Annotated in this window: 20 protein-coding genes; 10 read left to right on the forward strand and 10 right to left on the reverse strand. The window is 39.2% G+C overall.

Annotated elements, in window-relative coordinates; genetic code table 11:
- The first annotated feature begins 5 nt into the window (after positions 1-5).
- On the forward strand, positions 6-863 hold the full coding sequence (locus HRT96_RS06135) for a PA4780 family RIO1-like protein kinase (RefSeq protein ID WP_293153755.1): 858 nt from the start codon (positions 6-8) through the stop codon (positions 861-863).
- Positions 864-1,009: 146 nt separating this feature from the next.
- Here HRT96_RS06135 and HRT96_RS06140 read toward each other — a convergent pair whose 3' ends face one another.
- Both HRT96_RS06140 and HRT96_RS06145 read right to left on the reverse strand, forming a co-directional pair.
- Positions 1,010-1,393, reverse strand: a complete 384-nt coding sequence (locus tag HRT96_RS06140; RefSeq protein WP_293153758.1) for a hypothetical protein — start codon at positions 1,391-1,393, stop codon at positions 1,010-1,012.
- Positions 1,394-1,502: 109 nt separating this feature from the next.
- On the reverse strand, positions 1,503-2,408 hold the full coding sequence (locus HRT96_RS06145) for a LysR family transcriptional regulator (RefSeq protein WP_293153761.1): 906 nt from the start codon (positions 2,406-2,408) through the stop codon (positions 1,503-1,505).
- A 247-nt stretch (positions 2,409-2,655) separates the two neighbouring features.
- On the opposite strand from HRT96_RS06145, the gene HRT96_RS06150 reads away from it, so the two are divergent.
- The 3 genes from HRT96_RS06150 (at position 2,656) to HRT96_RS06160 (ending at position 5,041) form a co-directional block, all read left to right on the forward strand.
- Complete coding sequence (locus HRT96_RS06150; protein ID WP_293154203.1) at positions 2,656-3,336, forward strand: type 1 glutamine amidotransferase domain-containing protein; 681 nt, start codon at positions 2,656-2,658, stop codon at positions 3,334-3,336.
- 15 nt (positions 3,337-3,351) lie between these two features.
- Positions 3,352-4,509, forward strand: coding sequence for an iron-containing alcohol dehydrogenase (locus HRT96_RS06155; protein WP_293153764.1), 1,158 nt, complete (start codon positions 3,352-3,354; stop codon positions 4,507-4,509).
- A 229-nt stretch (positions 4,510-4,738) separates the two neighbouring features.
- Positions 4,739-5,041 (forward strand): hypothetical protein, encoded by a 303-nt coding sequence (locus HRT96_RS06160; RefSeq protein WP_293153767.1) that lies wholly within the window; start codon positions 4,739-4,741, stop codon positions 5,039-5,041.
- A 3-nt stretch (positions 5,042-5,044) separates the two neighbouring features.
- On the opposite strand, the gene HRT96_RS06165 is transcribed toward HRT96_RS06160, so the two are convergent.
- Positions 5,045-5,209 carry a hypothetical protein gene (locus tag HRT96_RS06165; protein WP_293153770.1) on the reverse strand — a complete coding sequence of 55 codons (165 nt, stop codon included), beginning with the start codon at positions 5,207-5,209 and terminating at the stop codon, positions 5,045-5,047.
- Between the two features lie 104 nt (positions 5,210-5,313).
- The gene (locus HRT96_RS06170) at positions 5,314-5,979 is read right to left on the reverse strand and encodes an HAD family phosphatase (RefSeq protein ID WP_293153773.1); all 666 of its coding nucleotides are present in this window, start codon (positions 5,977-5,979) and stop codon (positions 5,314-5,316) included.
- Between the two features lie 285 nt (positions 5,980-6,264).
- Here HRT96_RS06170 and HRT96_RS06175 point away from each other — a divergent pair, with 285 nt between their 5' ends.
- Positions 6,265-7,254 carry an alpha/beta hydrolase gene (locus tag HRT96_RS06175; RefSeq protein WP_293154205.1) on the forward strand — a complete coding sequence of 330 codons (990 nt, stop codon included), beginning with the start codon at positions 6,265-6,267 and terminating at the stop codon, positions 7,252-7,254.
- Positions 7,255-7,654: 400 nt separating this feature from the next.
- Here HRT96_RS06175 and dcuC read toward each other — a convergent pair whose 3' ends face one another.
- Both dcuC and HRT96_RS06185 read right to left on the reverse strand, forming a co-directional pair.
- Positions 7,655-9,022, reverse strand: coding sequence for an anaerobic C4-dicarboxylate transporter DcuC (gene dcuC / locus HRT96_RS06180; RefSeq protein ID WP_293153776.1), 1,368 nt, complete (start codon positions 9,020-9,022; stop codon positions 7,655-7,657).
- A gap of 239 nt (positions 9,023-9,261) precedes the next feature.
- Complete coding sequence (locus HRT96_RS06185; protein ID WP_293153779.1) at positions 9,262-9,462, reverse strand: hypothetical protein; 201 nt, start codon at positions 9,460-9,462, stop codon at positions 9,262-9,264.
- A gap of 358 nt (positions 9,463-9,820) precedes the next feature.
- Here HRT96_RS06185 and HRT96_RS06190 point away from each other — a divergent pair, with 358 nt between their 5' ends.
- The 4 genes from HRT96_RS06190 (at position 9,821) to HRT96_RS06205 (ending at position 13,992) form a co-directional block, all read left to right on the forward strand.
- Positions 9,821-11,449 carry a methyl-accepting chemotaxis protein gene (locus tag HRT96_RS06190; protein ID WP_293153782.1) on the forward strand — a complete coding sequence of 543 codons (1,629 nt, stop codon included), beginning with the start codon at positions 9,821-9,823 and terminating at the stop codon, positions 11,447-11,449.
- 49 nt (positions 11,450-11,498) lie between these two features.
- Positions 11,499-12,725, forward strand: coding sequence for an alanine racemase (gene alr / locus HRT96_RS06195; protein ID WP_293153785.1), 1,227 nt, complete (start codon positions 11,499-11,501; stop codon positions 12,723-12,725).
- A gap of 240 nt (positions 12,726-12,965) precedes the next feature.
- Positions 12,966-13,499: a molybdopterin adenylyltransferase gene (gene mog / locus HRT96_RS06200; protein ID WP_293153788.1), complete on the forward strand. Its 534-nt coding sequence runs from the start codon at positions 12,966-12,968 to the stop codon at positions 13,497-13,499.
- A gap of 184 nt (positions 13,500-13,683) precedes the next feature.
- The gene (locus tag HRT96_RS06205) at positions 13,684-13,992 is read left to right on the forward strand and encodes a carboxymuconolactone decarboxylase family protein (protein WP_293153791.1); all 309 of its coding nucleotides are present in this window, start codon (positions 13,684-13,686) and stop codon (positions 13,990-13,992) included.
- Between the two features lie 7 nt (positions 13,993-13,999).
- Here HRT96_RS06205 and HRT96_RS06210 read toward each other — a convergent pair whose 3' ends face one another.
- The 4 genes from HRT96_RS06210 to HRT96_RS06225 all read right to left on the reverse strand — a co-directional run bounded on the left by HRT96_RS06210 (position 14,000) and on the right by HRT96_RS06225 (position 18,321).
- Positions 14,000-14,281: a hypothetical protein gene (locus HRT96_RS06210; protein WP_293153794.1), complete on the reverse strand. Its 282-nt coding sequence runs from the start codon at positions 14,279-14,281 to the stop codon at positions 14,000-14,002.
- A 45-nt stretch (positions 14,282-14,326) separates the two neighbouring features.
- Positions 14,327-14,845, reverse strand: a complete 519-nt coding sequence (locus HRT96_RS06215; RefSeq protein WP_293153797.1) for an aminoacyl-tRNA deacylase — start codon at positions 14,843-14,845, stop codon at positions 14,327-14,329.
- A 226-nt stretch (positions 14,846-15,071) separates the two neighbouring features.
- Complete coding sequence (locus tag HRT96_RS06220; RefSeq protein WP_293153800.1) at positions 15,072-17,510, reverse strand: YgiQ family radical SAM protein; 2,439 nt, start codon at positions 17,508-17,510, stop codon at positions 15,072-15,074.
- Positions 17,511-17,664: 154 nt separating this feature from the next.
- Positions 17,665-18,321 (reverse strand): pyrimidine 5'-nucleotidase, encoded by a 657-nt coding sequence (locus HRT96_RS06225; protein WP_293153803.1) that lies wholly within the window; start codon positions 18,319-18,321, stop codon positions 17,665-17,667.
- 266 nt (positions 18,322-18,587) lie between these two features.
- Between HRT96_RS06225 and fabV the strand changes: the two genes are divergently transcribed.
- The gene (gene fabV / locus HRT96_RS06230) at positions 18,588-19,793 is read left to right on the forward strand and encodes an enoyl-ACP reductase FabV (RefSeq protein WP_293153805.1); all 1,206 of its coding nucleotides are present in this window, start codon (positions 18,588-18,590) and stop codon (positions 19,791-19,793) included.
- Positions 19,794-20,000: the final 207 nt, after the last annotated feature.

The following is a 20,000-nucleotide window of genomic DNA, read 5'->3' on the forward strand; positions in this document are numbered from 1 at the left end:
AACTAGTGAAAGTGCCTCAAAGAATACAACCTCTTGTTGATGACGGGCTTGTTGACGAAGTATTACGTCAGTTAATGAGTGGTAAAGAAGCAACGGTATACGTTGTGCGTTGTGGTCAGGAGATCCGTTGCGCGAAGGTTTACAAAGACGTAGAGAACCGCAGTTTTAAACAAGCGGTGCAATATCGAGAAGGTCGTAAAGTTCGTAACAGTCGACGTGCTCGTGCAATGGAAAAAGGCTCTAGCTTTGGGCGTAACGAACAAGAAAAAATATGGCAAAATGCCGAAGTCGATGCGTTGTATCGCTTAGATAATGCGGGTGTACGCGTTCCTGAGCCTTATGGTTGCTTTGACGGTGTCTTACTCATGGAGTTAGTCACTGATGCTGATGGTTTTGCTGCGCCGCGTTTAGCGGATGTTCAATTAAGCCCTGAACAGGCTGTAATTGATCATGATAAAGTGATCCATTATGTAAGGTTAATGCTTTGCGATGGACTTATTCATGGTGATTTATCCGAATTTAATGTGCTTGTTGATGAACATGGACCTGTTATTATTGATTTGCCTCAAGCGGTTGATGCGTCAGCAAACAATAATGCTAAGTGGATGCTGGAACGTGATGTTGACAATATGACCCAATATTACGGACAATATGCACCTGAGTTACTTCTAACAAAGTATGCTAAAGAGATGTGGGCTTTATACGAAGCTGCAGAGCTCACTGTTGACGTTAAATTGACAGGTGAGTTTGTTGAAAGTACGGAATCTGCTGATGTAGAAGGTATTTTAGACGAGATTAATGCAGCTAGAGAAGAAGAACTTGAACGCTTAGCGAGAATTCAATTTTCGGAAGAAGTTGAATAACTAGAATTAGTAAATGTTAGATAAGTCATAATTTGAAGTTAAATGATGAACCCCTTAGCGATATTAATTTCTAAGGGGTTTTTTATAATGTTGAAATGCGGATTTGATTATTATCCATGTTTCTTAATAGCCTATAAATTTAGGGGCTAACGCGATGTAACGATATCTTGTTCCATGTTTGTTGACGTTTCTTCAGAAACCAATCTATTTGGTCGTAAACCAATGCAATGTTTAGGCATGTCTTTCTCACGCTCTAAGTATAATGCGCAGCTATATAGGTTTTTACGTAATTCGGTATTACTTACTAATTTTTCTTCACCCCAATAATGTAATTCAAAAACGAGAAACCAAAAGATCTGCTCTTTTTCACTTGAGACCTTTTCGTCTACGACATCTAGAGATTGCCAATCCTGTAGTACATCCCATACCAAGTTACTTAAAACGCTGTAACTGATTTTATGCATGAGAAATTGATTTACATTGTCCGTTAATAGTGCTGATTTCTCATTAATAAATGCGACTGCTTGCATTGGTTTATCTCCACTTGTTTAAAACTAATTTTAAGTCTAGCGTCAAACCCTAGTTTAGAGACGTTTAGACTTGATTAATAATGCCTAAAAAGTAATAGTTCGATCTTGCTCACATAATTTTCGCTAAATGATTGAAATGTTCCTTTAAGAAACTTAATAACACACGATGTTTTTTCGAACCCGCGCTCCCCGGAGGAAAAACGCCGTATAGTTCAATGTTTGATAATTCATAATCAAACAACAGTTGTTCGAGTTTGTGTGAGGCAATCTTGGGTGCAGCATCGTAAAGCGGGATCCTTGCAATGCCATGACCACCCTCGACAAATGCTGTACGTGCTGCTGCATTGTTGGTACTTATACTTCCTTTTGGTTTAACGCTATAAGCACGAGTGCCTTTGGACAGTGTTAAGGTACTTGAACTTAATTTATATAATACCCAATTATGTTCGTTCAGTTCAGTTGGGGAAACGGGTCTACCATATTTGTTTAAGTAATCAGGTGATGCACATAAGCAGGTTTTCATTGATATTAATTTTAGTGCTTGCAAGCCTGAATCAACTAATGGAGCGCCCCTGATCGCCAGATCAATTCCTTCTTGCATGATGTTTACAATATCATCAGTAAGTATTATGTCTAATTCAATCTTCGGAAATTGGATCTTGAACATGTTTAATGCCGGAACAATTATCTGCAATCCTACATTGACCGGACAGGTTATCTTTAATAACCCTTCAGGTTCATGCTTTAAATTTTCTATTTGTTGATTTGCTGCTTCAGCCTGTTGGGCAATTTCTTGGCAGTGCTGGTAATACTGCTGTCCTGCTTCGGTGAGCGTAAAACTGCGTGTGGTTCGATTAAGTAATTTTAGTCCTAAATGGGTTTCCAGCTTTTTAAGATGGTAACTGACTACTGCACGTGAGAGGTTTAAATGCCGAGCTGCCGCGGAAAGCGTGCCTTGTTCGACAATTTGTGCGTAAACAACCATACTTTTTAATTGTTCAAATGATACATTCATAACTAATCCAGATAGTGATATTAGTTACATTGTATCAAAAATTCGAACAGTGTAATCAATATACTCTGCATTGTTAGATTTAATGTTGAGGTATAGACTGTTTCTATTCGCTGTTAACAAGCCGCTATTAATAAGCCAAGTAACGATTAATAAACCAAGTCATTATTAATAAACAGTGGCATAACAGCTCGGACATAAATTGATGTCTAAATTTAAAATGAGAGAAACTATGATGAATAACAACAGTATGATCAAAAATATTTTAGTGGTTTTAACATCACATGCAGATTTAGGTAATACAGGTGAAAAGACCGGTTTTTGGGTTGAAGAACTCGCTGCACCTTATTATGTGTTCCTTGATGCCGGTATGAACATTACTCTGGCTTCTCCGGCTGGTGGCAAGCCACCGATTGATCCTAAAAGTGCCGATGAAAGCATGCAAACAGATGCAACTCGTCGTTTTGATGCTGATGATGCCGCACAGCAAGCGCTGGCGACAACAGTGAAACTCGTTGATGTAAACGAGCAAGACTTTGATGCCGTATTTTACCCAGGCGGCCACGGTCCACTTTGGGATTTAACGGACAACCAAACATCAATTGATTTACTCGCTGCTTTTATTGCGAATAACAAACCTGTGTCAGCGGTTTGTCATGCAAGTGCGGCGCTACTGAATGTTAAAACACCTGAAGGTGAGTATGTAATTAAGGGTAAAGCCGTAACAGGTTTTTCAAATACAGAAGAAGATGCGGTACAATTAACTGATATCGTACCATTTTTATTAGAAGATGAGCTTGTAAAGCGTGGCGGTGACTATCAGAAGGTTGCTGATTGGACACCGTTTGCTGTACAAGATGGCTTGATCATTACAGGTCAAAATCCTGCGTCTTCTGCATTAGTAGCTGAAAAACTAATCGCACACGCTTAATATTAGGAAACAAACATGTTGAATTTTACGTTTCAAAACCCAACTCGCATTCACTTTGGTGATGATCAAATTAAAGTTATAAGCAAAGAAATCCCATTAGATGCTAAAGTGTTAGTGACTTATGGCGGCGGTTCGATCAAATCAAATGGTGTTTATGATCAGGTTGTGGCTGCGTTGTCTGAGCATAATTGGGTTGAATTTTCAGGTATTGAACCTAATCCAACATACGACCAATTAATTAAAGCTGTTGACGTTATTAACAAGCACAATGTTGATTATATCCTTGCTGTTGGTGGAGGTTCTGTTGTTGATGGTAGTAAATTTATTGCTGCAGCCGCTGTATTTGAAGGTGATGATGCTTGGGATATCTTGAGTAAAGGTGCGTCGGTTACTAAAGCATTACCTTTGGGCGCGGTATTAACCTTACCTGCTACCGGGTCTGAGTCAAATGGTGGTGCGGTAATTATGCGTGACGGCAGCAAGTTATCATTTGGTAGTCCGCTTGTTCGACCTACTTTTGCGATCCTTGATCCTGCGGTTAGTTTAAGCCTATCTGATCGCCAAATCAGTAACGGCGTTGTTGATGCATTTGTTCATACTATGGAACAATACATGACTTATAGCATCAACGCTAAAGTACAAGATCGTTTTTCTGAAGGGTTATTGTTAACGCTGACCGAAGAAGGGCCAAAAGCTTTAAAGCCTGAAACGAAAGACGACTTAGACGTTCGTGGTAATATTATGTGGTCAGCAACGATGGCGCTAAACGGTCTTATTGGTGCTGGTGTTCCACATGATTGGGCCACGCATATGATTGGCCATGAATTGACTGCTGCACATGGCATTGACCACGCGCGTAGTTTATCTATCGTATTGCCAGCAGTAATGAAAGTACTTCGTGAGGATAAACGCAGTAAACTATTGCAATATGCGGAACGAATTTGGAATATTACTGTTGCTGACGAAGATGAAAAAATCGATCAAGCGATAGCAAAAACAGAAGCTTTCTTTAAAGCAATGGAAGTACCTACAACCCTTACTGAAGTGGGTATTACAGCGGGTGACATCGATAATCTGATTGCAAAACTAGAGAAACACGGCATGGTAGCACTGGGTGAACGTAAAAATATCACCTTGGAAGTAAGCCGTAAGATCCTAGAGACCGCATTGTAAATTCAGAGCTTTACCACTTTATTTATGTCGTTAACTAGTAGTAAATAACATGTTATTAGTAAAAGCTGGAATGATTATTCATTTCAGCTTTTTTTTACTTATAAAATGACGAATAGTCATATATTAGTCCCAGTGTCATACTTTTTTAATTCAATGATGTTATAACTTAATGATAAGGTTGTTTAATATATTTCATTGAATTGTTGTTATGTATACTTAAGGAAGAGTAATGACTGAATTAGAGTTAATATTGGGCGTAATTATGTTATCGGGTTTTTTGTTTGCTGCAATTGCTCGATTTAATTTACATCGGTATTTTCAACACAAAAAGATCTTAGTGTCTGCCGATAGACCGCAATCTGACAATAGTTCACCAGAAGCTATTTTGGATGATGGAATGCATAGTTTATTCCGTTATTTTATTGCAGGCATTATCATTTTTGTTGTTGGTAGTGCTACTTTGGTTGATCATGGTGCTTTGAAGGCGCTGGTCTCGTTATTTTTTGATTCGACATCTGCCTTGCAGGTTTAAGCGCTAACGATCGTAACCTGATTCCGTTGGTATTTGCTGTAATTCTTGTTGCTGTTCTTTATCTAATTTCTTGTGTAGCGCCGAGATAAGTTCAAGATCTAACTTAGCAAAGAATATATCTTCTTCAGCTTTGCCTCTCTGGCGCATGGTTTCGTTAAATACAGACATATTGATTACCTCTAATAACCCGCATATCAATAATTTTAGTTTGTTTTTGGCAGAAGCGTTACTCGAGGTGGGAGTATATTTATACTCAAGTTACTTCAAGTATATTATGCAGCTTGTGAATTTTTCTTTAGAGTAGCTAAAACGTTTGATAAAGAATGGGTTACAGTATGACCTAATGTCAATATTTCTGTAGTTGGTTGGACAAGATCAGGTATTTGGAATGTTTGCATATTCGCGCTTACAGCAGCGCGTACACCATTATTAGAATCTTCAAAGGCTAAACATTGCTCTGGCTGAATATTTAAGCGGTCTGCCGCAAGTAAATAAATTTCAGGGTCTGGTTTACCATTTTTAACTTCGCAACCAGTGGTTAAATTATCAAAATAGTGGTCTAAACCGGCAAGATTTAATTTTATTTTAGCCACATCTTGTTGTGTTGATGTTGCAACAGCCGTCGGAATGTTGTTATTTTTTAACCATGTTAAGAGTTCAACAACACCGTCTTTAACTGGGATGGCTTGGTGTTTAACGACGGCGTTATAGCGAATACGCCACGCTTCATGTAGTACTGGGTAATCTAAGTCGCTGCCATAACCTGCGCGAATGACTTTTTCAATGCCTTGAGAATTACGACCTATAATATCTAAGTAGACATCTTCTAAAAAAGGAATTGATAATGAGGCACATGCTTCTTCAAAGATCCTCTTACAAACACGCTCTGTATCAAGAAGTAGTCCGTCCATATCAAAAATAGCAGCTTGGTAATTCACTTGTTTTTCCTCTATAGCATTAAATATCTGAGAGTTATCTACTCTACCAGATTTAAGATGTGTAATTAAGTTAAGGCTAAGATCGACTTATTCGATACTATTATCCCTTCTTTATCAAATAGCTATTATATTACAATAGTATAAGAACATAAGAACATAACGTTCGCAATGCAGAATAAACGCTTAATTAAATATGCTAAGTGATATAAGTCACAACATACACAATCATAAATGATAACATAACACCCTCTTATAGGTATTTTTAGGGAGTGTATTTTGAAAAACATGTTAGCTATGACCACTTTGTTCATCGGATTAATTAACCCCGTCTATGCAATAACCTGGCAAGCAGATACTGAACTATCTAACTTTGAAACCACAACAATAGCATTACCGGATGATTATGACGGGGAAGCAATTGCAACCCTAATCAGACAACGTAATGATTTTACTTCTACAAAAGCAGTTTTATATATTCATGGCTACTCAGACTATTTTTTCCAAGAAGAAATGGCCAAAGAATATATAGACCATGGTTATAATTTCTATGCTTTAGACCTGAGAAAATATGGCCGTTCGATGCTACCAAACCAGCATCCTAATATGATGAAGGATATCAGTGAATATGATGAAGAGATAACCAAATCTATCCACATTATTCGCGGTGAAGAAGGTAATAACCAACTATTATTAGCCGGGCACTCAACTGGTGGCTTAATTAGCGCTATCTATGCTAATAAGTTTCAGGATGACAATACAATTGATGCAGTATTCTTAAACAGTCCGTATTTTTCTGAAACCCCGCTAGCGACGGCCGTAATTAGTGCAGGCCTACTCTGCCCATACTGTAAACTACCAACACCTCCAGCTCTTAAAGTATATGGCAAGTCGTTAAGTAATGATTATTACGGTGAATGGGAATTTAACTACGACTGGAAACCTGTTGTAAATGGTAACATTCCTGTTTATTCGGGTTGGCTTGCGTCTGTGTATAAAGCACAAAATATTTTGCATAAAGGTCTAAATATTAAAATGCCGATCTTAGTCATGCATTCTAAATACAGTAGTTCACCTCTTTTTTATACCGAAAAAGCATCACGAACAGATACCGTACTAAACGTTGATGCAATCGATAAATATGCTGATAATATTGGTGATGTTATAACTAAGATCCGTATTGAAGATGGTTTACACGATTTAGTACTTTCCCGTCAGGATGTCCGAGAGCGTGTTTACAGCGAATTATTCCGCTGGTTAGATGGCTACATGAAATAAGTAAAATTAAGTGTATATGGTTAGCATTTTAAAGGTTGGCCATATTACCAACCAGCCGATATTGTATATAAAAGAGATCTTATAATGCAGCTTCTAAAATCTTACGACTTACTTCCAAGGTGATATTTTCACGTTCACTAAGTGCATGGTCATCCAATCACGTGTGTTAGCCAATCATGCGGTACGCCAGCACCGATAAGACCGTTTAACGCCATCGTTACCGACCACATAATAATGTTAATATGCTATTGGCCTAGTACTGCACGCAATAAGCATGCAGCACTAGGGATTTTTAGGTATTAATCACAGTCGAGGTCATTTAACGCTAGGGGTTTCCATCCTAGCCTCTTATATCGTTAATATTCGTTATTTAGCTTAATTTAAAACTAAAACTGTAAGATTAAGCATACATAGGGACAAGAACCATAGTACCACCGATAACGGTTATTAAGCCTGCTAACACGGGGACTGAAGTCCGTTTAACCACTTCAAATGGACTAATTTTAGCCATGCCACTGGTCGCTACAATTACACCTGAGACCGGAGATATTGTGCGACCGAGATTCGATGCCTGTAGCATAGGAATAATTAAGAAAGCTGGGTTTAAGCCCATTTTACCGGCAAGGGTAGGGGCTAGTTCAACAAATGCGTAAAAAGGTGCGTTTCCTGAACCTGTCGCTATTGCTGCCGCAACAGTTAAACCTGTCAACATCAGCATTAATGCAAACCCACCAGCTCCAGCTGCTTCAGCTAGACCGATTAAATTATCAATCGCACCAATAGACATTAAGCCCTGTGCAAATACACCCGCAGCGACTAATAGCATGACTACACCTTTAAATGCATCGCCCATTCCTTCGTAACAGGCTTCTAAATCTTCTAAGGTTGCCTTACCGTTAAATCGCTTAGTGATGAAGTCGACAATTGCGCTAATAAAGATAGAAAAAACCACGATGGTATAGATATCCAGTTCCAACCCTTCAATTGTAGATCCATTAAATACAAATACACCTACGATGGGTAAAAATGGCAGAATTGAATAATAGCCTGGTGCGGTTACCGTTATTTCTGAGATATCTGTTTTGACCATAGGCGTATTTTCTTTTTTGTCTAAATACCGATTCCAGAAAAATGCCGCGGCAGCCATAACAATGATGGCACTGATTGATACTGGTAGTACTGTCTCAACAGCGAATACATGCAGTGGTAATCCAGCTTTTTCGGCTGCGACAACCACATCACCAGACGTTGGGGACAAAATGATTGCAGCAGGTGATGCACAAACTGCGACGGCCGCTGGTCGAGATATACCTATTGCCGTCATCATTGGGAATAAGGTCGCCATGAGTAGTACACCAAGACCTGTCGCAGAGCTTACCGCTAGTGACATTAAGCAAGCAACAATATAGGCCGCAACAAGTAGGGTATAAGGTGATTTGATAAATGACAGTGGTTTTGAAAATTGTTTCACAACCACATTGTTGGCATCAATTTTAGTCATGTAAGCTGCAAAACCACATAGCAACATAATTTGCATGCCTAAGCCGCCACCACGATGTTGCAACATGTACTTAACAAACTCTAATGAATCGGTGAGTATATTACCGGTTGTTTGTATGTGCCCAGGTAGTATTTGTTTGCCAAGAATACCGGTGGCGATAAGTAGTGTTATACCTGCGGTTAACAATACGCCAGCTGCTTTGTATTCTTTTACAATGAAATAGCCCACTGCGATAGTCACAGCCAGACCAATAAATAATTCCAACATGAAAACACCTTTTTTTTATTGTATTAAAGTGAGTAATAAAATAATTTGATATTTAAAATAGTCTTTAGATATCACAACCGACAAGGTACCTAAAAAGGGATGATAAAACGATTGTTAACAACAAAATTAATGATCTAAAACAGGATTTTTATTGTCACGTTAACAGGGAGGGGCTTGCAGTGATTGTTTTATGTGTAATTGGGAGACATCTCACGTTGGAACGTGACTCCGGTTGTTGATTATACAAACTTTACTACAAAATCTGTAACTGTATTTCCTGTACTTGTTATGCTTGATGTCAGAACTTGTTTACCCAGTAATCCTATTATGCTTAGCAGCGAAATATCTGTTGTGAGCAATACTTCCGCTGCTTTGTATTCTTGTATAATAAAATCGTCCACTGGGATCGTTACAGCTAGATCAATAAATAATGCCAACATGAAAACACCTTTTTTGATAAGGGCGTTAATGGAATGTTGTGGTCGTGATGTTCCTGTGGGGTTTGAATGTGAAATTTTCGTGTATGTCAATATTTAACTTTATTCGATGGTTAGTTTTGCACTATCTAATTATAGATAGTGTAAATTGGATTGGTTTATGAGGTGATTGCTGATAATTTGAACTCGAATCGAGCGTTGCGTGACCGGTTTATGTGGGATGTAAGCAATGTAAATATTACTGTTGTTAACCGCGTATCGAGATGATAGCTTGCACGGCTTTTCGACATATAATTTTGCTGGCAGTCCTATGTATAGGATATTGCTGGTTATAGAAATGTATATTTAAGGTAATTCACTTATGTTTGCTAAAAACCTTTCGATAGGCAAGAAAATTGCTCTTGCTTTTACGATTATTGCGATGATCAATTTGGCGCTAGGCCTACTCCTTATTACGGAGCTAGGAAAGATCAAGGGTGAACTGCTGAACTACACCGATGATACTTTACCTGCGGTATTTGAAGTGGATGAAATACGCGATAAAATGTCTCTTTTACGTCGTAGCCAGTTTGCTATTATTCCTCTTCAAGATAAAATCAAGATAGAACAGTTTATCCAGCGTAATAAACAGCTTCGTAAAAAAATTAAAGTGGGTTTGGCTGCTTATGGTAAAACCGTGTGGCCGGGTGAAGAAACTCGAACATTCAATCGGTTGATGAATAATTGGAACCAGTATCTTTTACGTATGGACCAATTTAACAATAAAATGCTTGCGATGGATAATGCTGCCGCATATCCAATATTGGCACAGTCTCTTACTCAATTTGAAAGTCTTGAATCAGATATTAATAAGCTTATCGAGATCTTAAAAGAGGCATTAGATCAGAATCGTGATTCAATTTTGAATTCGGTTATGAGTTTAAACACTACCTCTATTATCGGCAATATTACGATTTTAGTGCTTATGGTGGGGATGACCATGATGTTGACTCGACTTATTTGTGGTCCTCTTAAATTAGTCGTTGAGCAAGCCAACGCAATTGCAAATGGCAATTTAGCACAAAAACTAGATCGAGACTGTATTGGTAATGATGAATTAGGCACTTTGGCCGATGCATCACTTAAAATGCAAAGTAATCTACGTCAGCTGATTCATGAGATTATTTCTGCAGTGACTAAACTGAGTAATGCGGTTGGAGATATGAGCCTTGTTTCCAATTCATCTGCGGATGGAATGAAAGATCAGCAATGTCAAATCACTCAAGTTGCAACAGCAATGACAGAAATGAAAGCGGCTGTGGCTGAGGTGGCAAATAATACTGAGCAATCTGCTTCTCAGGCATCTAGCGCGAATGACAAATCAAAAGCAGGTGCGCGTAACAATGAAGACATGGTTAATTCCATTCAAGAAGTTGCTAACCTAGTTGGCTTAGCGGGTGATTCTGTTTCTGAGTTAGAACTGCAGTCTAGACAAATTAATGTTGTCGTCGACGTTATCCGTGATATAGCAGAACAGACTAATTTATTAGCGTTGAATGCTGCGATTGAAGCTGCACGAGCCGGTGAATCAGGTCGAGGTTTTGCAGTGGTTGCTGATGAAGTGCGAACTCTTGCAGGACGCACACAAGCTTCAACCGGAGAGATCACTGTCATTATTGAAAAACTACAACTAATGTCTAAAGAGGCCAGTGATGCGACGGCTCGTTCTCGTGCCAGTATCGAAACATGTGTAGAGCAAGGTATTAATTCGCAACAGTTTATGTTGTCAATCGAAGAATCCATTGCACATATAGCTGATATGGGTGCGCAAATTGCGAGTGCATGTAGTGAACAAGACTGTGTTGCTGATGAGCTAAGTAGAAACGTAGAAAATATTCATGTTTCTTCTCAGGATGCAGCTAATGGCGCAGAGAAAATGGCAGAGTCATGCCGCGAACTCAGTCAATTATCTTTAACATTGCAAAATGCAATGGGCCGTTTCAAACTTTAGTTAATTTTATGCCCTCGTTTCTGAGGGCTTTATTTATGTAGGATTTCTCGTGACCTTTAAACAAAAATTATTATCTTTATCAATCGCTTCTCTTTTGCTTCCGTCATTTTTAACTAGCTCAGCCCCATTATTATTAGATAATCCGATTCCGTCTCGACAAGAGATCCAGCAATCCAATGCTTGGTTAGAGATAAATTTAGGCCAGTTCGAACAAAACATTCAACAGTTTAAAAAACACATTAAGCCCGGTACTAAGATCTGTGCGGTTATGAAGGCAGATGCGTATGGAAATGGGATCCGTGGTCTGATGCCTACGGTAATCGCTCAGGGGATACCCTGTATTGCCATTGCGAGTAATGCAGAAGCTCGATTGGTGCGAGTAAGTGGCTTTGATGGTCAGCTTATGCGTGTTCGTTCTGCGAGTATAGATGAAATTAAACAGAGCTTAGAACTGAATATCGAAGAGTTAATTGGGAGCGAGAGTCAAGTAGAACAATTGGCAGCACTTTATCAGAAAACAGGTAAATCCATTAAGGTTCATATCGCATTAAATGATGGTGGCATGGGAAGAAACGGTATTGATATGTCATCTGAGTCTGGCAAGCAGGAGGCTGTTACTATCGCTACATCAAAAGGTATTGAAGTAGTTGGGATCATGACTCATTTTCCTAATTACAATGCAGAATATATCCGTAATAAATTGGTTGAATTTAAACAAAATAGTACTTGGTTAATGAAGCATGCATCACTAAATCGAGATGATATTATTTTGCATGTTGCAAACTCTTATACGGCGATTAATGTGAAAGAAGCACAGCTTGATATGGTTAGACCGGGCGGCGTTTTTTATGGTGATTTACCAACTAACCCTGAATACCCTTCAATTGTGTCGTTTAAAACACGTATTGCGTCAATTCATCACCTGCCTGAAGGCCAAACTGTTGGTTATGACAGTACTTATACCGTTAAACGTGCAAGTATCCTGGCAAACCTACCTGTGGGTTACTCTGATGGTTATCCTCGTAAGATGGGTAATACAAGTGAAGTGATTATTAATGGTCAACGAGCAAAAGTTATTGGCATGACATCAATGAATACAACTATGGTCGATATTACTGATATTAAAGGCGTTTCTCCTGGGCAAGAGGTAACGCTTTTTGGTGCTGAAAACAAAGAACGAATTACGATTTCTGAAATGGAAAAAAATGCAGACCTTATCTTCCCAGAACTTTATACCTTATGGGGCTCGGCTAATCCACGATTTTACGTTAAATAAAAATACTGAAAAGTCAAAGTCGTTGACTAATACATAGCAATATTCTGTATTGTGGCTAAATGAAACAGGCCACGATGCAGTCTTAGCTGTGAGTTGGGATGACTATAATTACAGCGAGGTAGCCAAGTTTTTTTACTTTTAGTTATAATATAGCTTGAGGTAGATCAACTCGTTGATTTTACACATCACATCGCTTCAGTTAAAATTAGGCATTAATCAAATAGGCTATATGGAATAAACATGACTAAAGCTAAAATCGGTATTGTGACAGTAAGTGATAGAGCCAGTGCTGGCATATACGAAGATCTTTCTGGTAAAGCCATTATCGCTGTATTAAACGAGTACCTGACTTCTGAGTGGGAAGCTGTTTATGAAGTTATTCCTGATGAGCAAGACGTGATTGAAGCAACATTAATCAAAATGGCAGATGAGCAAAACTGTAGTTTGATCGTAACAACAGGTGGCACAGGCCCTGCTAAGCGTGACGTAACGCCAGAAGCGACAGAAGCGGTTTGTGATCGTATGATGCCTGGATTTGGCGAGTTAATGCGTGCTGAATCGTTAAAATTTGTTCCAACTGCAATTCTTTCTCGTCAAACGGCTGGGCTACGTGCAGACACATTAATTGTGAATTTACCGGGTAAACCGAAATCAATCCGCGAATGTTTAGATGCGGTATTCCCAGCTATCCCTTATTGCATTGATTTGATGGATGGTCCTTTCCTTGAATGCGATGAGTCGGTAATTAAACCGTTCAGACCAAAAGCGAAATAATAGACCATTTGTTTATTCTCCCAATGAAAGCCCATATTTAGCGGCCGCTAAGCTATAAGCTAATCTACTGTAATACTTTTTAAGTATAAAGGGTTTAGCTTTTTTTGCATTTTGAGCTAATTTAGTAGTGATACCAATCATAATAAACACATGATTATTCTCTGGCTAAATATAGGATCAACTTATGGCTACAACTCCATCCACTCAATATCTGAAGATAAAGCAAAGACACCCTGAATTGATCAATGCCGTCGAATCACTTGGTAAAGCAGCAAAGCAGGCAGGACCAATCGATGAAAAAACCGCACAGTTAATCCAATTAGCTGCTGCCGCCGCTATTCGTTCAGAAGGGGCTGTTCATAGTCATACTAAAAGAGCGCTTGAAGCAGGTGCAAGCATTGATGAAATTCGCCATGCATTACTGCTGCTCACCAGCACATTGGGTTTTCCCTGCGTTATGGCTGCAATGAGTTGGGCAGATGAAAAGTTATAGTCTTAACCTATAGATTACGCATTACCTTGTGAATAACATTATCTACATCAATTTTAATATGTTGTGATGCGTCTTGGGCATAGACATCAATATTTTTGTATAGCTCACCAATCATAGTGATGCCGCTGCATTGAATCGTGAGGATTATATTGGCGGTGATGATATCTATCACAGCTTGTTCATCAGAGTTAGATTCAAGTGCATCGACTTCTTGCTGCCAATTTGATTGACCTTTTATTTTAGCTAATGTACTTTCTGAACTGGTTAATAACGCGCCGCTAATCCTCATAACTTAGAGATCCTCTGGTGGTGAATAGGAATATTTAACGTGTTTTTAATGCCTTAATTTACCTTGTCTCGCATGTTCATGATGATAACCACTGCCTGCTTTGTTAAAGCCACAACTAATTATTATTGGTTGTACTAGGTCAACTAAATCTGACGTTTTCATCTTAATCGTTTCAGCGTGGTCACCTGCATTAAAACTGAGCTCATCTTGCTGTATTAACGTGTCTGAAATATAAACGGGCATGTTAAACAAATGACCGAAAGGCGGCATAGCACCGATTTCACAGTCGGGAAACATACTACTGAACTGGTGTTCATATGCTAAGTTGACGTAACTAGCACCAATAGAAAAAGCAATATTGTCAAAATCGATGGTGTAAGGGGCGGGCATAACAACCATCACTAGTCTTGTATCTGCGGTAATAATGACAGTTTTGGCAAAAGACATGCCACTGGTTTTACTTAATTCAGCAACATGTTGCGCTGTATAACCGGGCGGGTGATGATCACTTTGGTAGTTTATATAAGCTTGATCTAAATAATGGGTTATTTTTCGCATGAGCATAATCAACCTCCCTTGCGGTTAATGCGCTAATACATGTTTCAAGAATGTTTCGGAGCTTTAATTATAGTTGTTAATTGCTTTAATGATGGATTATGGGACAAGCTCAGTAAAAGAAATGATGAAATGTTGATCGATGGGGGGAATAGAAAAAGGGTAAAATGCATAAACATTTTACCCTTTAGTATTTAGCTATCTATTTAAGTTAGGCAATAAAGCGCACTAATGCTTAACGTTTGTTACTGCGCTTAGCTTGCTGGCCTTGACCACCTTTATTAGCTGACTTATTCGCACTAGCTGGACGGTTACCCGCTGGTTTCTTAAATCCGCCACCCTTGGTACTGCCGTTCGCATTCTTGCTACCGTTGGTGCTGCTATTGCCACCTACAGTTGGCTTTTTACGGTTCGGCTTGTTACTACCTTTGTTACTGCTTTCGTTAATACCAACACCTTCTTGTGGCGCTAGACCGGTGTGTTTAGTTAACGCTTTAGTGAACTGCTTAGTACCTGGTTCTGCACGTTGTTGCTTAACACCTTTATTACTGGTACTCGGCTTGCTCTTACTGTTCGCGCCACCTTTACCTAAGTGTGGTTTCGCCTTCGCTTGTATTGCTAGTTTTTCAGCTAAGCTTTCTGGTGGTACCAAATGTTTTGGTCCGCGACCAATCAGATGACGGTTACCTGTTTTAAGCAGGTATTCGCGAATGATTGGCCAGTTAGCTGGATCGTGGTAACGTAACAGCGCTTTGTGCAGACGACGTTGACGTGCACCTTTTGGTACCACGACTTTTTCATCTGTTTCACGTACTTTATGTAATGAGTTAAGCTCTGTGTGATACACAGCCGTTGCATTTGCAAGTGGTGAAGGGTAGAAGTTTTGTACTTGATCAAGTTTGAACTTATACTGTTTTAACCATAAGGCTAACGTCAGCATGTCCTTATCGTTGGTACCTGGATGCGCCGAGATGAAGTAAGGAATAAGGTATTGTTTCTTGCCCGCTTCCGCAGAGAAACGATCAAACATTTCTTTAAACTTATCATATGTGCCCATACCAGGCTTCATCATGATATCAAGCGGTGACTTTTCGGTATGCTCAGGGGCAATCTTCAAGTAACCACCGACATGATGCTGTACTAATTCTTTTACATAACGTGGATCTTCAATCGCTAAGTCATAACGTACACCCGATGCAATCAAGATCTTCTTAATGCCCGGAACTTTTCGTGCGCGACGATACAAGTCAATTGTTGGAGTATGGTCTGTGTCCATGTGCTTACAAATGGTCGGGAAGATACAAGACAGGCGGCGACACGTCGCTTCTGCTTTTTCACTCATACAACCTAATTTGTACATGTTTGCTGTTGGTCCACCAAGATCGGAGATAACACCGGTAAAACCAGGTACTTTATCGCGAATGGCTTCCATTTCTTTTACGATAGAATCTTCTGAACGACTTTGAATTACGCGACCTTCATGTTCGGTAATCGAGCAGAAAGAGCAACCACCAAAACAACCGCGCATAATATTAATCGATGTTTTGATCATATCGTATGCAGGGATCTTTTCATCACCATAACTCGGGTGTGGAACACGTGCATATTCTAAATCAAATACGCCGTCCATTTCACCTTCTGCAAGCGGAGCCGCTGGTGGATTTAACCATACTTCACGTGCGCCATGTTTTTGGATCAAAGCACGCGATGAAATAGGATTCGTTTCCAGATGGAATACACGTGATGTATGCGCATATAACATTTTATCTTTTTTCACAGTTTCCATGTCTGGAAGGCGAATATAGGTTTCGTGCCAAGGCATTTGCTTAGGCGCTTGCATCACGATAGGTTTCGCTACATCGGCATCGGAATTATCAATGACGTCTTCATTATCTTGTTTAGAACAAGTTTCATCAATTTCTGTGTACGGACTGATAATCGGTTCGATTTTACCCGGAGTATCTAATGTACGAGAATCAATACCTTTCCAAGTCGGTAGTGGTTCTTTTAGCATGACAGCCGTACCACGAACATCTTTAATATCTTTAATTGATTCGCCACTGGCAAGACGGTGTGCAACTTGGATAAGTGGTCGTTCTGCATTACCGTAAATCAGCATATCAGCTTTTGAATCCGGTAATACGGAACCTCGAACTTTGTCTGACCAATAATCATAGTGGGCAATACGACGTAGACTTGCTTCGATACCACCAATCACAACGGGTACTTCTTTATATGCTTGTTTACAACGTTGGGTATATACTAATACGGCACGATCTGGACGTTTACCACCGATATCACCTGCAGTATAAGCATCATCATGACGTAACTTAAGATCGGAAGTATAGCGGTTGATCATTGAATCCATGTTGCCCGATGTGACACCGAAGAACAGGTTTGGACGACCTAACTGTTTAAACGCTTCTGCATCCTCCCAATCTGGTTGTGAGATAATACCCACACGAAAACCTTGTGCTTCTAAGGTTCTGCCAATTATAGCCATACCAAAACTTGGGTGATCGACATATGCGTCACCTGTAACAACAATAACGTCACAGCTATCCCAGCCGAGTTGGTCCATTTCTGCACGTGTCATGGGCAAAAATGGTGCGGGTTTTGTCACCCGATTCTGATATTTTGGGTATGAAAAAAGATCTTTGGCAGTTTGTTGCATAAAGTACTCTTGGGTATTAATTTTAGTGCGCAAAGTTAATTGCGAAGGCTATTTTCACGACTGGAATAAATACTATAAAGAGAAGCCAGCCGTTACTGAGGGCGGATTATAGCCACTTATAACGTCTTTTGCGATTAAAAGTAGCTATAAATATTTAGCTTGCTTGTAACAAGTTGAAAAACTGAGTCAAATTATTTGCTTCATAATCGGCTTTGTAGTCCAGATTAGGAACAACTTGCTCTGAACCAGTTAACCATACAGTAGTCATACCAAGGGTTTTAGCCGGTTTTAGGTTACGTAATTGGTCATCAAAGAAGACGGTGTTATGACTATCAATCGCGTGTTTATTACAGAGTGTTTGATAGCTTGAATTGTGTGGTTTTAGCTCATAATTGGCGTCTTCTAATGAAAAAATATCATCGAAGCAATCGATTAACGCTAATTCCGTTAGAATTTTAGTTGCATAATGTTTTGGTGAATTCGTATAAATTATTTTACGGCCAGCCAATTGGTCAATCTGTTGACCTAAAGTTGGCTGTGCCTTCAGTTTTGTCATATTGATGTCGTGGCAATAATGGATGAAATCATCACGATTCACATGATGGTGCTTGATCAACCCTTTCACTGTACCGCCGTATTGTTTGTAATACTGGTTAGATAAAAGTGTTGCTTCTGGAAGTGGTAATGATAATGCATTTGAAATGAATTTATGCATTCGTGATTCAACTTGTTTTAAAATACCAAGTTTTGGAGAATAAAGGGTGTCATCAAGATCGAATAAATAAGTATTGGCTTGGTTAATTTTCTGCATATTACTTTCTCTACTTTTGACTCTGCTCAATGTATTAATAGTACATTTGTTATGTGTGATGAAAACCTGAATGAGCAGTAAACGTTATAAGGCTGCAATATTAGTGTAAAAGTACAATAATGCAAATGTATCCTATTTTGTTTGCTTAAATAGCGTCTTATTTTTGTGGTTAGAACTCCAACCAGATGAAAAACGTTAAAAAATAGGTGCTTAATTTTTCAGAAACTTTTATTCTATCTACTGTGTCTCAACATTGTGAAGATAATATGATAATTAAACCAAAAACTCGCGGTTTCATCTGTACCACAGCTCATCCTATTGGCTGTGATTTAAATGTTAAAGAACAGATACAGTATAATAAAGAACAAGGTGTTATTGAAAATGCACCAAAACGTGTATTGGTAGTTGGCTCATCAAGTGGTTACGGGCTTTCGTCTCGTATTACTGCTGCATTCGGAGGTGGTGCTTCAACTATTGGTGTATTTTTCGAAAAACCGGCAACGGAGAGAAAGACGGGTACAGCAGGTTGGTATAACAGCACTGCATTTGAAAAATATGCAGCGGAAGAAGGTCTATATGCAAAGAGCATTAATGGCGATGCATTTTCTGACCAAGCAAAACAAACTGCAATTAACCTAATTAAAGAAGATCTTGGTCAAATTGACCTCGTTGTTTATTCATTAGCATCACCGGTACGTAAATTGCCAAGCACAGGCGAAGTTGTACGTTCTTGCTTGAAACCTATTGGTGAGACGTATACAGCGAAAGCGGTTGATACCAATAAAAATAAAATATTTGAAGCAAGTGTTGAACCAGCAACAGAGCAAGAGATCAAAGATACCATTACCGTTATGGGTGGTGAAGATTGGGAACTATGGATGTCTGCATTATCTGATGCTGGTGTATTAGCTGACGGATGTAAAACCGTTGCTTATAGCTATATCGGTACAGAAATTACATGGCCTATCTATTGGGATGGTGCACTCGGCAAGGCGAAGCAAGATCTTGATCGTGCCGCGCATGTGATCGATGCCGACTTGAAAGCAAAAGGTGGCAGTGCAAACGTAGCGGTACTTAAGAGTGTCGTCACACAAGCAAGTGCTGCAATTCCGGTTATGCCACTTTATATCGCAATGGCATTCCGTGTGATGAAAGAACATGGTTTACATGAAGGTTGTTTAGAGCAAATTTCACGTTTATTCCGTGGTTCACTTTACCCGCAAGGTGTTAGCTGCGCTAAATTAGACGACGAAAATCGTCTACGCATGGATGATTGGGAATTACGTGACGACATTCAAGCAACTTGCGTGAAGTTATGGGACGAAGTGACTGACGACAACTTATTTGAAACGACTGATTACCAGTACTACAAAGATGAGTTCTTGGCATTATTTGGTTTTGGCGTTGAAGGGGTTGATTATGATGCTGACGTTAATCCAATTGTTGATTTTGAACCAATCACACTGGATTAATTTATTATCTATTTTGAGCGGCCAAGTATAATTTAACTAACCATTCATCGGGTACCAGTATTAACCGTTCAGCTTCTTTCTGATTGTCATATCTAAGCAGCTGCAGCGGTTTTTTTTCGCTCAGATTTTGGTGTTGAAATTTATCAAGTTCTCGCATTGTACGAGTCGCAAGGTAATCAGGCTTCATTATTTGATACCAATCATGGT

The sequence above is a fragment of the Moritella sp. genome (assembly GCF_013215705.1).
Classification (GTDB): domain Bacteria; phylum Pseudomonadota; class Gammaproteobacteria; order Enterobacterales; family Moritellaceae; genus Moritella.

Bases quoted from the DNA above. Each gene is read 5' to 3' on its own strand.
- HRT96_RS06140 (WP_293153758.1), bottom strand. From the start codon at position 1,393: ATGCAAGCAGTCGCATTTATTAATGAGAAATCAGCACTATTAACGGAC.
- HRT96_RS06145 (WP_293153761.1), bottom strand. From the start codon at position 2,408: ATGAATGTATCATTTGAACAATTAAAAAGTATGGTTGTTTACGCACAA.
- HRT96_RS06150 (WP_293154203.1), top strand. From the start codon at position 2,656: ATGATCAAAAATATTTTAGTGGTTTTAACATCACATGCAGATTTAGGT.
- HRT96_RS06155 (WP_293153764.1), top strand. From the start codon at position 3,352: ATGTTGAATTTTACGTTTCAAAACCCAACTCGCATTCACTTTGGTGAT.
- HRT96_RS06160 (WP_293153767.1), top strand. From the start codon at position 4,739: ATGACTGAATTAGAGTTAATATTGGGCGTAATTATGTTATCGGGTTTT.
- HRT96_RS06165 (WP_293153770.1), bottom strand. From the start codon at position 5,209: ATGTCTGTATTTAACGAAACCATGCGCCAGAGAGGCAAAGCTGAAGAA.
- HRT96_RS06175 (WP_293154205.1), top strand. From the start codon at position 6,265: ATGTTAGCTATGACCACTTTGTTCATCGGATTAATTAACCCCGTCTAT.
- dcuC (WP_293153776.1), bottom strand. From the start codon at position 9,022: ATGTTGGAATTATTTATTGGTCTGGCTGTGACTATCGCAGTGGGCTAT.
- HRT96_RS06185 (WP_293153779.1), bottom strand. From the start codon at position 9,462: ATGTTGGCATTATTTATTGATCTAGCTGTAACGATCCCAGTGGACGAT.
- HRT96_RS06190 (WP_293153782.1), top strand. From the start codon at position 9,821: ATGTTTGCTAAAAACCTTTCGATAGGCAAGAAAATTGCTCTTGCTTTT.
- mog (WP_293153788.1), top strand. From the start codon at position 12,966: ATGACTAAAGCTAAAATCGGTATTGTGACAGTAAGTGATAGAGCCAGT.
- HRT96_RS06205 (WP_293153791.1), top strand. From the start codon at position 13,684: ATGGCTACAACTCCATCCACTCAATATCTGAAGATAAAGCAAAGACAC.
- HRT96_RS06210 (WP_293153794.1), bottom strand. From the start codon at position 14,281: ATGAGGATTAGCGGCGCGTTATTAACCAGTTCAGAAAGTACATTAGCT.
- HRT96_RS06215 (WP_293153797.1), bottom strand. From the start codon at position 14,845: ATGCTCATGCGAAAAATAACCCATTATTTAGATCAAGCTTATATAAAC.
- HRT96_RS06220 (WP_293153800.1), bottom strand. From the start codon at position 17,510: ATGCAACAAACTGCCAAAGATCTTTTTTCATACCCAAAATATCAGAAT.
- HRT96_RS06225 (WP_293153803.1), bottom strand. From the start codon at position 18,321: ATGCAGAAAATTAACCAAGCCAATACTTATTTATTCGATCTTGATGAC.
- fabV (WP_293153805.1), top strand. From the start codon at position 18,588: ATGATAATTAAACCAAAAACTCGCGGTTTCATCTGTACCACAGCTCAT.